Origin of the sequence: Plantactinospora mayteni, from assembly GCF_016862935.1 — a bacterium.
GTDB classification, from domain to species: Bacteria; Actinomycetota; Actinomycetes; order Mycobacteriales; family Micromonosporaceae; genus Plantactinospora; species Plantactinospora mayteni.
The window spans coordinates 1-13,892 of the sequence record NZ_BONX01000062.1; the positions used below are offsets into that span (position 1 = coordinate 1).

The 13,892-nt window shown below is 72.5% G+C and carries 8 protein-coding genes; all 8 read right to left on the minus strand.

All coding sequences use genetic code 11. The annotated features are described in order from the left end of the window. Window positions 1-23: 23 nt before the first annotated feature. The 8 genes from Pma05_RS37220 to Pma05_RS37255 are packed head-to-tail and all read right to left on the minus strand — an operon-like array spanning window position 24 to window position 13,520. A complete protein-coding gene (locus Pma05_RS37220; RefSeq protein ID WP_203862228.1) occupies window positions 24-581 on the minus strand; it encodes a DedA family protein in 558 nt (185 codons plus the stop codon). Further along, entirely contained in the window at window positions 578-1,351 is a 774-nt protein-coding gene (locus tag Pma05_RS37225; RefSeq protein ID WP_203862229.1) for an MBL fold metallo-hydrolase, read from the minus strand. The genes Pma05_RS37220 and Pma05_RS37225 overlap by 4 nt, the downstream gene beginning before the upstream one ends. A 9-nt stretch (window positions 1,352-1,360) precedes the next feature. Next, window positions 1,361-2,659 carry a diaminopimelate decarboxylase gene (locus Pma05_RS37230; protein WP_203862230.1) on the minus strand — a complete coding sequence of 433 codons (1,299 nt, stop codon included), beginning with the start codon at window positions 2,657-2,659 and terminating at the stop codon, window positions 1,361-1,363. Between the two features lie 24 nt (window positions 2,660-2,683). Then, the gene (locus tag Pma05_RS37235; RefSeq protein WP_203862231.1) at window positions 2,684-3,517 is read right to left on the minus strand and encodes a 2,3,4,5-tetrahydropyridine-2,6-dicarboxylate N-succinyltransferase; all 834 of its coding nucleotides are present in this window, start codon (window positions 3,515-3,517) and stop codon (window positions 2,684-2,686) included. Next, a complete protein-coding gene (locus tag Pma05_RS37240; RefSeq protein ID WP_203862232.1) occupies window positions 3,514-4,644 on the minus strand; it encodes a pyridoxal phosphate-dependent aminotransferase in 1,131 nt (376 codons plus the stop codon). Before Pma05_RS37240 ends, Pma05_RS37235 begins: the two co-directional genes overlap by 4 nt. Beyond that, window positions 4,641-5,330 carry a class I SAM-dependent methyltransferase gene (locus Pma05_RS37245; RefSeq protein ID WP_203862233.1) on the minus strand — a complete coding sequence of 230 codons (690 nt, stop codon included), beginning with the start codon at window positions 5,328-5,330 and terminating at the stop codon, window positions 4,641-4,643. Before Pma05_RS37245 ends, Pma05_RS37240 begins: the two co-directional genes overlap by 4 nt. Further along, a complete protein-coding gene (locus Pma05_RS37250) occupies window positions 5,327-6,250 on the minus strand; it encodes a pyridoxal-phosphate dependent enzyme (protein ID WP_203862234.1) in 924 nt (307 codons plus the stop codon). Before Pma05_RS37250 ends, Pma05_RS37245 begins: the two co-directional genes overlap by 4 nt. Beyond that, entirely contained in the window at window positions 6,243-13,520 is a 7,278-nt protein-coding gene (locus Pma05_RS37255) for a non-ribosomal peptide synthetase/MFS transporter (RefSeq protein ID WP_203862235.1), read from the minus strand. The genes Pma05_RS37250 and Pma05_RS37255 overlap by 8 nt, the downstream gene beginning before the upstream one ends. Between the last annotated feature and the right edge of the window lie 372 nt (window positions 13,521-13,892).

The window sequence follows — 13,892 nt, forward strand, 5'->3', positions numbered from 1 at the left end:
CGCGGGCGGCGAAGGGCGGCCGGTCAGACCCGGGAGCGGCGCCGGAGCAGGCCGACGAGCTGTGTGACGGCCAGTACCAGGGCGACCGCGACCAGGACGCTCTGCCAGGGCTCGGGAAAGACGGAGCCGCCGACGACGCCGATACCGGCGTAGACCACCGACCACAGCACGCACGCCGGCGCGTTCGCCCACGCGAAACGCCGCCAGTCCAGACCGGCCAGCGCGATGGTGAGCAGCACCGGAATCCGGCCCCCCGGCAACAGTCGGGAGACCAGCAGGACCGTCACCTCCCGCTCGCGTAACCGCTCGGCGAGCCCGTCGAGCCGTTGCCCGTTGCGTAGCCAGCGCAGCCGGCGGGCCAACTGCTCACCGCCGAACCGACAGCCGAGGTAGGTGATGGCATCGCCGAGGTAGGCACCCACCGCCCCGGCCAGGACGACCGCGCCGATCGTGAGCGAATGCTGGTGGAAGGCGAGCGCCGCCGCCGCGCTGACGGCGGCACCGGTCGGCACGACGGGTACGACGGCGCCGAAGGCCACCAGCACGAACAGCGAGGCCAGTGCCCCGAGGACGTCGCTCACCGCGCCGCGTCCACCGTGAGGGTCTCCCCCGGCAGAAGTTCCGTGACCCGGGTACCGGGTGCGGTGCCGGCGACGTGGTCGGCGAACCGCTGGCCCGGCTCGTGGAACATTCCGCGACGAAACGGCAGACCTGCGGGCCAGAACGTGCCGAAATGCACGGGTACCGCGTGCCGGGGCGCGGCCCGACGTACCGCCTCGGCGGCCTGCGCCGGATCGAGGTGGCCGGAACCCAGCGTCGGGCCCCACCCGCCGACCGGTACCAGCGCGAGGTCGAGCGGAGCGAGTTCGGCCATCCCGTCGGACAGCCCGGTGTCGCCGGCGAACCAGGTGCGGGCCGCACCGTGCACCGTGTAGCCGAGCGCGGCGGCCCGGTGCCGCGACCACGGACCACGGCCACCGTCGTGTACCGCCAGGACGGCCCGCACGCTGACCGCGCCGACCCGGGTCTCCTCGCCGGGCGCCAGCTCCACGGCCCGCTGTGCCGCGTCCGCCCCCAGCCGCCGACGCAGGAACGCGCGCGCCCCGGCCGGCACCACCAGGACGACCCGGTCCGGCAGGCGACGCAACGACGCGATGTCGAGGTGGTCGGGGTGCAGGTGCGACACGAGTACCGCGTCCGGCGCGGCGGGCAGCCGCGGCGCCGGCCCCCGCATTCGGCGCAGGTGCGCGATCCGACCGCCCAGGACAGGATCGGTCAACAGCCGGACCCCGGAATCCTCGATCCAGACCGTACTGTGCCCCCACCAGGTGACCTGGACCGCGGACGTCACCGCCCCAGCCTACGGGTGCCGGACGGTCGACCGGTTCCGCCGGCTGGGCAGGACGGACGCGGGGAACCGCAGGGTCGCCTGCTGGTCGGCGACGGTTTCGGCCCGCCGGATCCGACTGACGCTGCCGTCAGCGTGCAGCAGGAGTTCCTGCGGACGCAGTCGACCGTTGTACGTGAAGCCCATCGACCAGCCGTGGGCCCCGGTGTCGTGGACGATCACCAGGTCGCCGACGTCCGTACGGGGAAGTTCGCGCTGCACCGCGAGCTTGTCGTTGTTCTCGCAGAGTGAGCCGACCACGTCCACGAGTTCGGTCGCGCGGGACTGTCCACCGAGGACGGTCAGGTGATGGTACGCGCCGTACAGCGCGGGACGCATCAGTGCGCTCATCCCGGCGTCCACGCCGATCATCGTGCGCGCCTTGCGCATCCGGTTGATCACCTTGGTCACCAGGATCCCGTGCGGGCCGGTGACCGCCCGGCCGCTCTCCAGGTGCAGCCGCGGTCGCCGCTGTCCGGCGTCGCGTTCCCACCGCCGTAGCCGCGCGGTGATCGTGGCGCCGAAACCCTTCAGGTCGAACGGTGTCTCGGCGGGCCGGTAGGGGATTCCGATGCCGCCGCCGAGGTTGACCGACGACACGGCCACGCCGGTCCGGTCACGCAACCGGACCGCGAGGTCGAGGAGCGTATCGAGCGTCCGGGAGAACGGCTCGGCGTGCATCAACTGGGAGCCGCGCATGAGGTGCAGACCGACGTCCTCGACGCCGTGGGCGAGGGCCGCCGTCACCGCGGGTACGAGGCGGTCGGCGGGGATGCCGAACTTGGCGGACTCGGTGTCGCCGAGCATCCCGGTGGGCACGGTGCCGTCGGCTGCCGACGGGTGCAGCCGGAAGGCGAGCCGCTTCGGGGGTGCGCCGAGCCCGAGTAGCCGGTCCAGCACGGCCTCGTCGTCGATGGTGACCAGGGCACCGACGTCGAGGGCTGCCACCAGTTCGTCCTCCGGGGTGTTGTTGGAGGTGAAGCAGATGTCCGCGCCGGTGGCACCGGCGGCGGCAGCGGCGGCGAGTTCGGCCGGGGAACTCGCGTCGAACCCGAAGCCGTGCCGGGCCACGATGCCGAGTACCGCCGGATTCGGTAGCGCCTTGACGGCGAAGAACTCGCGGTAGTCGGTGTCGACGAAGGCGTCGTTGAACGCCGCGCAGGTCTCCTCGATGCCGCGCTCGTCGTACAGATGGAAAGGGGTTCCGAAATGCTCGGTGACGTCCCGCGCGATCGGCTCGAACCGCGCGGCGAACGATGGGCTCATCGGCATGGGGTTCTCCTGGTGCTCGGTTGCTCAGCCGGCGGTGTCGTGCGCGCGGAAGACGTCCTGGAGGGCGAGCGCGTCCGGGGTCTCCCCGGGTTCCAGGCGTCGCACCACCAGCAGGCAGGGAGCACCGAACTCGCCGCCGGGGTAACGACGGGGGTAGCTGGCGCCTACGCATACCGACCAGGCCGGCGCCTCCCCACGGGGCAGCTCGTCGCCGGTGAGACCGTCGAAGACCCGGGTCCGGCCCGTCAGCAGGACACCGGCGCCGAGCTTGGCGCCGGTCCGCACCCGGGCGCCCTCGACGAGCATGGCCCGGGAGCCGACGAACGCGTGGTCCTCGACGACCACCGGAACCGCGCCGGCGGGCTCCAGCACACCTCCGACCCCGACCCCACCGGACAGGTGGACGTCTCGACCGATCTGCGCGCAGGAGCCGACCGTGGCCCAGGTGTCGACCATCGTCCGGGCGCCGACGTGTGCGCCGATGTTGACGAAGCACGGCATGAGCACGACCCCGGGTTCGAGGTGGCTGCCCCAACGGGCGATCGCCCCTGGCACGACGCGGACCCCGGGAAAGTCGGCCTTGAGCGGTAGGCGGTCGTGGTGGTGGAACGGACCCGCTTCCGTCGGCCGCAGGTCCAGGACCCGGAAGCAGAGGATGATCGCGCGTCGGGCCCGCTCGTCGGCCCGCACGGCACCGGTGTCAGGGTCGAGCTGGAAGACCCGGGCCTCGCCGCGGTCGAGGAGGTCGACGGCGGCGACGACGACGTCGCGGGCGTGGCCGTCGTCCGGGGTGAGGGTGTCACGCCGTTCCCACAGCCGGTCGATCTCGGCGGGGATCGGACTGGTCGGATCGGTCACCGGTGGGTCTTCTCCTTGCTGGCAGGGGTGCTGCGTCGGACCGGGGCGAGCCGTTCTCGGAGCAGGTCGGGGTCGACGACCGCGGCGAGGCGTACGTGTCCGGTCCCGGTGGGTCCGTAGACCTCGCCGGGGGTCGTCACGATCCCGTACTCGGCGGCGAGGCGCTCGGCCCACCGGTGCCCGGACCCCTCGGGCGCCCGGGCCCAGGCGAACATGCCGCCCTCGGGCGGCCGGACGTCGACGCCGACCTCCCGCAGCAGCGCGACGAGCCCGTGCACGCGGTGGCGGTGGCGTTCCCGCTGCCGGTCGACGTGGGCGTCGTCGGCGAGGAGGCCGACCGCCACGCGCTGGGCCGGGCCGGGGGTGAGCAGACCCACCTCCCGGCGCCGCCGGACCACCGCGGCGACCAGCTCGGGGTCGCCCGCGAACAGCCCTACTCGCAGGCCGGGGACGTGCGAGCGCTTCGAGAGACTGTGCACGGCAAGGACGCCGGCGAGCCCGGTGGAGAGTACGGTGCGCGGCGGCCCGACCCAGGTCAGCTCCGCGTACGCCTCGTCGCTGATCACCGGGACGTCGTGCCGGCGACCCCATTCGGCGATCTCCGGCAGCGGCTCCAACCCGCCGGTGGGGTTGCTCGGACTGGTGACGAAGAGGCACAGTGCCCGCTCGGTCACCTCGGACGGGAGGGCCGCCAGGTCCATCCGCCCCTGCTCGTCAGTTGGTACGCGCCGCACCCGCAGCCCGGCGAGTGCCGCGCCCGCCCGGTAGGGCGAGTAGCTCAGCGAGGGTACGAGGACGGTGTCGCGGTGTGCGGCCGTGCGGTCGCGCAGCAGCGCCGGTAGCGTGCCGACGCACTCCTTGGCCCCGACGCAGGGCGCCACGGCGTCGGCGGGCACGGCGACACCGAACCGACGGACGAGGTAGTCGCGGCCGGCGGCGCGGAACTCCGGCAACCCCGCGGTCGGTGGATAGTCCGTGAGATCCGACGGTTCCGGTCCGGTCATCGCCAGCGCTGGCGGCGGGTCGGGCGGTATCCCGAGGGAGAGGTCGAGAACAGGGTGCCCCGAGGTGGCCGCGAGGGCCAGCGCCGCCGCGCGGTTCCACGAGCCCTGTGCCGGCTCGGTCACCGGGCCCGGGCCACGGCGACCGAGCGGGTGCGCTCACCGGAGATGGGGCGGTGGTAGCGGTAGGTCAGGCCGGTGACCGAGGCGAAACCTGCCGCGTACGCCGCGTCGACCAGGTAGTCCAGCGAGAGCCAGTGGAACCCGTTGACGCCCGGAGCGGGGCAGGTCGCCGTGCCCGATGCTGGGCTGTCGTTGGAGACGACGAGGGTACCCGGCTGCCCGGTGCGGTCGAGCCAGTCGTGTACCCGGGCCAGGACCGGCGCGACCGCGTCCGAGGCGTGCAGGTGGCCCAGGACCCCGTCCAGGTAGACGGCGGCGAAGTCGTCCTCGGGTACCCAGCGGGTCAGGTCGGCGCAGACCGCCGGCACGCCCTTGGCGGTGGCGAGTTCGACCGCCCTGGGTAGCGCGTCGACGGCGAGCACCCGGTGACCGGCCGCGACCAGGTCCGCCTCCACCGCCGCGTTGCCGCTGCCGAGGCTGAGCAGGCCGGCCGGATCACCGTCGAGCGCCTCGACGAGGATCTGTCCGATCCACCGCCGGTACTCGGGTGACCACGTCGCCGGGGTGACCGAGTCGCCGTACGCCTCGCCGCGCTCCCAGACGTCGAAGATGCTCTCCCGGTCGCCGAGTTCGCGCATGTAGAAGGCGACGAGATCATCGAGTTGGTCCTGGCCTGCGGTGGTCTTCATCGTGGATCCTCCTGGAGGTCGTCATGGGCTTCTCGCCCGCCGAGAAGCACGACGTGGCTCCCGGGTCCGAGGGGCTTGCCGGCGGCGTGGGCGAGCAGGCCGGCGAAGGCGACCGCACCGCCCGGGGTGGGACGCAGGTCGTGGTCGCCGAGGATGGCCGCCGCCTTGACCATCGCGTCGTCGTCGACGCCATGGGCCTGTCCGCCCGTCTCGCGCAGCACCGCCATCGCCGCCGGGCCGTGCAGCGAGTGCCAACTGGCCAGCGGCATGTTGACGGTGGTCGTCACCAGGCGTTCCGGGGTGAGTGGGGTGTATTCGCCGGGCCAGCTCGTGACGACGGGGTTGTGGCCGAGGCACGAGACGCCGTGCAGGACGGTCGGCCACCCGAGTGCCTGTACCCGGCGGCCGATTCCGGCCAGGGTGGTGCCGTTGCCGACCGGTACCCACAACGTCGCCGGAGGTGCGGCCAGCTCGCGGTCCAGCTCCTCGACGACGTCGCCCGCGCCGGCGAGCACCGCCTCGGCGAAGGGTCCGTCGACGTTGCCGTCGGCGGCACCCAGTCGGGCCGCGTACCGGGGGGTCTCGTCGTGGACCTCCTCGTAGGTGCCGTCGACGAGTACCGTCTTCGCGCCCAGCCGGCGGATGCCCGCGCCGCCGTCGTTGCCGACCGAGGGCATCAGCACCGTGCAATGCAGGCCGCCCGCCCGGGCCGCCACCGCCATCGCCCGGCCGTAGTTGCCGCAACTGGTGATCACGACGTGGTCGTATCCGAGCGCACGCGCGCGGGCGACCACGGCGTGCGCGGAAGGCTGCTTGTGACTGCCCGAGACATACCGGCTCTCGTCGCGGACCAGTACCCGCGCGCCGGGCACCAGCGCGGAGACGTCGACGGTCGCGGCGGGCACCCGGGGGCTAGGCATGAGCGGCCAACTGCTCGTCGGCCAGGCGCTGCAACTCGTCCTTGTCGCCGAGGCGGGCCGGTGGCAGGGCGTCCGGCAGGTCTTCCTCGAGGTCGCGGAGCACCGGGTTGCGCCACCCCCAGTACGCCCAGCCGAGCTGGGCGAGCCCGCTGAGCACCACCAGGAACGCGAGGCCGCGGCCGGGCCCGGTGCCGAGCACCGCGCCCACCGACGAGGCGAGTACCCCGTCCGGTTCGAGCAGCGGACGTACCCAGGTGTCGGCCAACGGGGCGACGACGAGGTAACCGAGCGGCGTGGCCAGCATCATGACGGAGAGGTAGAGCGCCAGGACCCGGCCCTGCAACTCGAACCCGACCTTGGTCTGGATCATGGCGATGAAGTGGGCCTCGGCCACCGCGACCCCGAGGGCCAGGCCGAACATCCCGACCGTGGCGCACCATGCCGCCGGGAACAGTCCGGCCAGCGCCATCGCCGCGCTCGCGCCCGCCATGGCGAGCAGGACGCCGTGCATCCGACGGGTGGTGCCGCCCCAGAGACCCATCACGAGTGCGCCGACCAGCCCGCCGACCCCGCCTGCGGAGAGGGCGAACCCGGCCGCCGCGGGCGAGTGTTCGATCAGGAGCATCGGGGTGACCACCGCGAAGCCGAGGGCGAACAGCAGTTGGTCGACGGTGAAGAACCACATGGCGGCGCGGAGGCCGGGACGGCGGACGATGTAGGCCCACCCCCGGGCGATCTCGGTCCGGAAGTTCTCCTCACGGCGGCGGAACGCGAGGTCCGGGATCCGCGCCCAGAGCAGGGTGGCGACCCCGACCAGGAAGGTCGCGAGGTCCAGCAGCAGTACCCCTCCGACACCGATCAGTGCGTAGAGGGCCGCGCCGAGCAGCGGGCCGAAGACCGCGCTGATCCCCACGCCGACCTGGCTGATCCCGTTGGCGTGCCCGAGATAGCGTTTCGGCACCATCTGGGCGACGGCGGCGAGGTATGCCGGACGTTGGAAGGCCCCGGCCACCGACGTGATCGTCACGGCGAGGAACACGTGCCAGAGCGAGAGCCCGTCGAGCAGGACGAGTAGCGCCACCCCGACGACGGCGACGGCGGAGCCGACGTCACTGGCGATCATCACCAGGCGCCGGTCCCAGCGGTCGGCGACGGCACCCCCGATCGGCCCGAGCAGGACCCCGGGCAGCACCGCGACGGCGCTCAGCACCGCGAACGCACCCACCGAACCGGTCTGGGCGAACACCCAGATAGACAGTACGAACGAGCTCAGACCGCTGCCGATCATCGACACGAGCTGACCGGTGGTGACCAGGGCGAAGAGTCCGAGGCGTGGTTCCGGGCCCGGAGGTGGCGCCACCACGGGCACAGGACGGTGCCGATCCGGCGTCGCCAGCTCGGTCAGCGCGCCGGCGAGTTCCTCGGCGTGGGTACCGATGAAGAAGTGCCCGGCGTCGGGAAGTACGGCCTGGTCGACGTCAGACGCGACGTGCGACCACTCGCGTACCCGCTCGGTGTGGTGCTCGGTGACCCGGTCCCGGCTTCCGACGATGCTGCGTACCGGTGCGCGCAGCGGCGTCACCGTGGGATCCCGGTAGAGGTCGGTGAAGTAGCGTTCGGCGTCCCGGGCGTCGTGGCGTACGTTGCGCAGGGCGAACTCGACGTCCTGCGGATCGCTGAGGTCGGTGAAGCCGCCCCGACCCCGCAGGTAGGCCATCAGCTCACGGTCGGAGGTGAACCGGTCGGTCGGCACCAGCCGGTAGATCCGGTCGAGCAACCGGCCGGGGAGCCGGGCGGTCGGGAAGCCCGCCCCGAGTCCGACCCCGATCAGGTTCAGGCCCCGTTCCTCGGCCTGACGCGCGATCTCCACCGTGACCGCGACGCCGAGGCAGTGCCCGTAGAGCAGCAGCGGACCGCGCAGCGTGGCCATCTCGTCGACAACTCGGCCCGCGACCTCCTCGGCGGGTCGCAGCGGCTCGTCCGGCCTGGTGGGGTCGTGCCCGGGCAGTTCGACGGCGTGCAGGGCCCAGGTGTCGGGAAGGGCGAGCGCGAGCGGGCGGTACGCGATCGCGTTTCCCCCGGAGTAGGGGATGGCGACGACCGTGACGCCGTCGGCGTCGGCGTCCCGTGGGGTGAGGCGGTGCAACAGGCGGGAGCTGCGCGGCGCCCGCGCGTCGAGCACCGTGGCCAGACCGCGCACGGTCGGGTTCTGGTACAGCTCGATCAGGGTCACCTCGGCGTCGAGACGCCGCACCACGCGCAGGGCGGCGAACGAGTCTCCGCCGAGGGCGAAGAAGTCGTCCTCGGGTTCCAGCGCGTCCGGGTCGCCCAGGTCGAGCACCTCGGCCCAGGCTCGGGCCACGCGCCGCTCCATCGGATTCAGCGGCGTCCGGTCCGCCGGGCGGCCTGACCCCCGGCGGTCGGCCGGCGCGGGCAGGGCGCGGCGATCGAGCTTGCCGTTCGGCGTCGTGGGCAACGACGCGAGCGTCATGATCTGGGCTGGGACCAGATGGCCGGGCAGCCGGGTGGCAAGGTGCGCCCGAATCTGGTCCTCCGCCCAGCCCTGCTCCGCGTCGCGCAGCACGACGTGCCCGACGAGTTGGCTGGTACCGCGCGCGGTGGTCTGCACCGACACCGCTGCCGCCTGTACGCCGGGGAGTGCGGTGAGGGCGGCCTCGATCTCGCCGAGTTCGATCCGGTGTCCGTTGAGCTTGACCTGGTCGTCGAGGCGGCCCAGGAACTCGACCACGCCGTCGCGGCGCCGCCGGGCGCTGTCGCCGGTGCGGTAGAGCTTCCCGCCCGGTCGGGTCGGGTCCGGCACGAACCGCTGGGCGGTCAGGTCGGGCCTTCGGTGGTAGCCGTCGGCGACCCCGAAACCGCCCAGGTACAGCTCCCCGACCACGCCGTGCGGCACCGGCCCGCCGTGGCCGTCGAGGACGTGCATCCGATGCCCGGGAAACGGGCGCCCGATCGGCAGCGGGGCGTCGTCGGGAAGGTCGTCGACCTCGCCCTCGAAGACCGTGTTGTCGACGGTGACCTCGGTGACACCGTACGCGTTCGCGACCCGGGCATGGGCGCCGACGATCCGCCGGGCCAGCCTGTACTCCCCGACGTGCCACTTCTCCCCGCCGCCGATCAGCACCCGCATCGAGGGCAGCCCGCCACCCGTCGCGTCGAGGTGATCCAGCAGTCGGCGCAGCACCGCGGGTACCAACTCGAAGAACCCGACCTTCTCGGCTCGGATCAGCTCGGCGAGGCTCTCCGGACGCAGCAGTACCTCACGGGGCGCCACCACGAGCCGTCCACCGGTGCACAGCCCGCGCAGGGTCTCCGCCACGAACATGTCGAACGAGAAGCTGGCCACCTGGAGATAGCTCCACTCCGGACGCAGGCCGTAGGTGTGCTGCCAGCCGGCGACCATGGCGACCAGCCGGTCGTGGGTGATGACGACACCCTTGGGCCTGCCGGTCGAGCCCGACGTGTAGATCATGTACGCGGGCGTACCGGCCGACACCCGGGGCAGCGGCGGCACGTCCCGCCCGTCGTCCGGAATCCGATCGAGCTGGACGACCTCGACACCGTGGGCCGGCTCGGGGACGACCACGTCACTTCGGGTCAGCAGCATCCCCGCTTCGCTGTCGGAGAGCATCATCGCCAGCCGTTCGCCCGGGTACGCCGGGTCGAGCGGCAGGTACGCGGCACCGGTCTTGAGTACCGCCCAGAGGGCGACGAACAGGTCGCGGTCGCGTTCCAGGCAGACGCCGACGAGGACGCCCGGCCCGGCCCCGAACCCGACCAGCCGGTGTGCGAGCCGGGTCGCGGCGGCGTCGAGTTCGCCGTAGCTGACGGTGGTGTCGTCGACGAGCAGCGCGGGGGCGTCCGGGGTGTCCCGGGCCCACCGCTCGACGAACTCGTGCACCCCGTGCAGTGGCGGGACCTCGATGTCGGCCAGGTCGGTGCCCTGGTGCCCGTCGAGGATGCCATGCCGCTCGGAGTCCGAGAGCATGGTCAGCCGGCTGATCGGCAGCTCCGGGCTCCGACAGCCGGCGTCGAGCAGCGCGACCAGATGGTCGCCCATCGCCGCGACGGTCTGCTCGTCGAACAGTTCGGTCGCGTAGTCCATCGTCAACAAGGTGTGGCCGTCGACGGTGTCGATCGCCACCGCGAGGTCGAGCATCGAGGCGGCGGGCGGCTCGTCACCGGCGTACCCGATCCCGCCGGCCGTCGGCTCCGGCAGGTTGTGCACGCTCAGCGAGACGGTGCTGAGGCGATTCCGGCCACGGCCCACGGGTATCTCCGCCGCGCCGACGATGCCCGGCGTCGGGAGGTCCTGGTGCGCGAGGTCCTCGACGACCGAGGTGGCGAGCCGGTTCACCAGTTGGGTGGTGTTCGGGTCGCCGCCGAGATCGCCCCGGAAGGGCAGGACGTTGACGACCGGGCCGACGAGATCGACGGTGTCGGGATGGCTTCCACGGCGGGCTGTCGGGGCGAGAACGGTGACGTCCGTGACGCCGGTGTAACGATGCACCAGGGTGTGCACCGCAGCCAGCGCCACGACGAACAGACTGGTGTGGTGACGGCGTGCCTGGTCGTGCCAGCGACGAACGTGATCGTCGTCGAGGAGCCGGGCAACCCGTTCCACCGCGAAGGTTCGCTGCGGGGACCGGGGCCAGTCGGTGGGCAGGGCCCAGGAGGTGTCGACACCGACGAGCCGCTGCCGCCAGTACCCGACCAACTCAGCGCTCTGCGCGGCCGTGGCGTCCCGCGCGGCCAGCCCGGCCAGCGCGGACGCCGCCTGCCGCCCGACCTCGGCGTCGGTCTCCGCTGTGGATCCGGCTTCGGTGAGCAGCCGACCGAGGTCGTCGCCGAGCGTCGCCACCGACCATCCGTCGAAGCCGAGGTGGTGGACGACGAGGAGCAGCTCGTCTCCGGTCGGCAGCCGTAACAGCAGCGCCCGGACCGGCAGCGCCGCGGAGAGGTCGAACGCGACGCGGGTGGCGGCACGTCGGACCTGCCGCGCCCGCCGGTCCACGTCGCCGGTCGGTTCGGCACGCAGGTCGATCGTGTCGAGCGGGACGTTGTCGTCGGCGGCGATGACGCGGCGAGGCCGATCGCCGTCGAACTGGACCCGCTGCCGTAACGCGGGGTGCCGCCGCGCCAACCGGCGCAGGAGGTGGCGCAGCCGGTCGGTCTCGACCCGCTGCGGCAGGCGGTAACGAATACCGAGCGTGTGTACCGGCAGTTCCACCAGATGCTCGGTCACCACGAAGTCACGCTGGAGCGGTGTCAGGTCGCCGGAGTCCGGGCTGTCCGGGTCGGTCGGCGGCGTCGGCATCTCGGCGGCGTGCACCCGGGACGAGGCGTGCACCCGGGAGGAGGCGTGCACCGTGGTCACCACGTCGCGGAACCGGGGCCGGGCGAGGACCTGGGATATGTCGATCTCCAGGTCGTGTTCCCGGTACAGCCGGGTGACCAGCCGGATCGCCGCGAGCGAGTCGCCGCCCTGCGCGAAGAAATGGTCGTCGTCGGTGACACTGTCGACACCGAGCAGTTCGGACCAGATCCGGCGTACCGCGGACGACGTGCCGGAGCCGTTGCCGTCGGTTGTCTCCGGACCGGCGACCGGTGCGGCAGGGCCGTGGAGGCGCAGGTCGACGCCGGCCGTGGCGAGTGCCGGGCGGTCGATCTTGCCGGAAACCGTCCTCGGGAAGCGTGCGTGCACGGTGATCGAGTGCGGGCGCAGGAAGGCCGGCAGCTCTCTGGCGACGTGGTCCCACACGACGGCCGGATCGGCCGGCTGGTCGTCTCCGCCGGCGGCGAGCAGGTGGGCCCGCAGGATCGGTCGACCATCCACCTCGTCGACCTGCACGGCTGCCTCCAGCACGCCCGGCGTACGGGCCAGGGTCGCCTCCACCTCGGCCGGCTCGACCCGGAAACCACGGAGTTTGACCTGGCGGTCGAGCCGCCCGAGGTACTCCAGGTTCCCGTCCGGACGCCGCCGGACCCGGTCACCGGTGCGGTACTCCCGACCGTGACCGGCGTACGCGACGAACCGGCCAGCGGTCAGGTCGGCATCGCCGAGGTACCCGGTGGCCACGGCCGGCCCGCCGATCCACAGTTCACCCACGCCGTCCTCGACCTCGGCACCGGTCTCGGTATCGATCACCCGGCAGGTGACGCCCGGCAGTGGCCGTCCGATCGGGACCGGGTCGTCGCCGTCCCAGGTCGACAGTTCGGCGGTGGTCGCCACGACAGTGGTCTCGGTGGGGCCGTAGCTGTTGACCAGCCGCATCCCCGGGGCCGCGTGCCGCCGCCAACGGCGTACCGCGTCCGCACGTACCGCCTCCCCGCCGATCACCACCATCCGCAGCTCGGGCGGCAGGCTCGCCTCGCCCTGTTCCAGGGCCACCAGCAATTCGAGCCAGTACGCGGTGGGCAGCCCCAGGACCGATATTCCCCAGGACCCACAGACTCGCAGGAAGAGGTCCGGTCGCCCGATCATCTCTTCGTCGCGGACGACAATGGTCGCCCCGGTGCACAGCGGCAGGAAGATCTCCTCGACCGAGGCGTCGAAGCTCAGCGAGGCGAACTGGAGCATCCGGTCACCGGGCCCGAGCCCGTAGACCCCGGACGCGGCCCGGCAGTAGTGCACCAGCGCCCGTCGCGGCACCACGACGGCCTTCGGTTCCCCGGTGGAGCCCGAGGTCACGATCACATAGGCGGGATCCTCGCCACGACCGCCGGCCGGTGGATCGGGACGGTTCGTGGCCAGCAGCGCCCCGACCGTCGACTGGTTCGCGGTCAGCGCCTCGACCGTCGACTGTGGAACGGTGGTGGGCTGGCTGGTCTCCCCTTCCACCAGTTCCAGCACCGGAGCCACCTGGTCGAGGATGCGGGTACGCCGGGCCGCCGGGTGATCGCGGTCGAGCGGGAGCCAGGCGGCTCCAGCGCGCAGGATGCCGAGGATCGCGGTGATCGCCGCCGCACCACGAGGCAGGCTGACCGCCACGACGTCACCGCGCCGGACACCGTGTGCCCGCAGGGCAGCCCCCACCTGGGCGGCACCCTCCAGGAGGGCGGCATAGGTCAGGGACCGGCCACCCTCGACAACGGCCGCCACATCCGGGAAGCGCGCGGCGATGCTCTCGATCAGCTCGTGGACCTCCGCGACGTCCTCGGGTCCGTCGACCCGGGCGTTTCTCGACGAGGAGAGCGGGGGCGCGCTGATCGGTTGGAGCGCAAAGCTGCGCAGATCTGGCGAACTCGGCATGGCTTGCAGCGAAGGTGGTCAGCACGAATTGCGGGTGGCCGATCAGGTAACACCTCTCCACCGGTGCCTAAAGCTTTGCGGGGTACATCTGTTGACGTCCGCGAATCAACCCGGCGGGATCTGGTGGCTGGGTCGGGCTACCCACGTCTGACCTCCGGGAATCCGTCGCCGCAGGGGCTCAACTGGCAGACGGAAGCGGCTGCGGCGCACGACGGAGGAAGAGGGGCGCTCCAGCGGACGGCCGCGACACGTCCGTCGGCGAGCGGTACGAGCGACGTCGGCACACCGTGGGGCAGCCCGGATAGGTGTGCCGACGGGAACGCCGGGGTACCTTTGCCAGGGACCAACTCGGGAGCTGTCCTTTCTGTGCGG

Coding starts and splice junctions, on each gene's coding strand:
- Pma05_RS37230 (WP_203862230.1), bottom strand. CDS start 2,659: ATGCCGATGAGCCCATCGTTCGCCGCGCGGTTCGAGCCGATCGCGCGG.
- Pma05_RS37245 (WP_203862233.1), bottom strand. CDS start 5,330: ATGAAGACCACCGCAGGCCAGGACCAACTCGATGATCTCGTCGCCTTC.
- Pma05_RS37250 (WP_203862234.1), bottom strand. CDS start 6,250: ATGCCTAGCCCCCGGGTGCCCGCCGCGACCGTCGACGTCTCCGCGCTG.
- Pma05_RS37255 (WP_203862235.1), bottom strand. CDS start 13,520: ATGCCGAGTTCGCCAGATCTGCGCAGCTTTGCGCTCCAACCGATCAGC.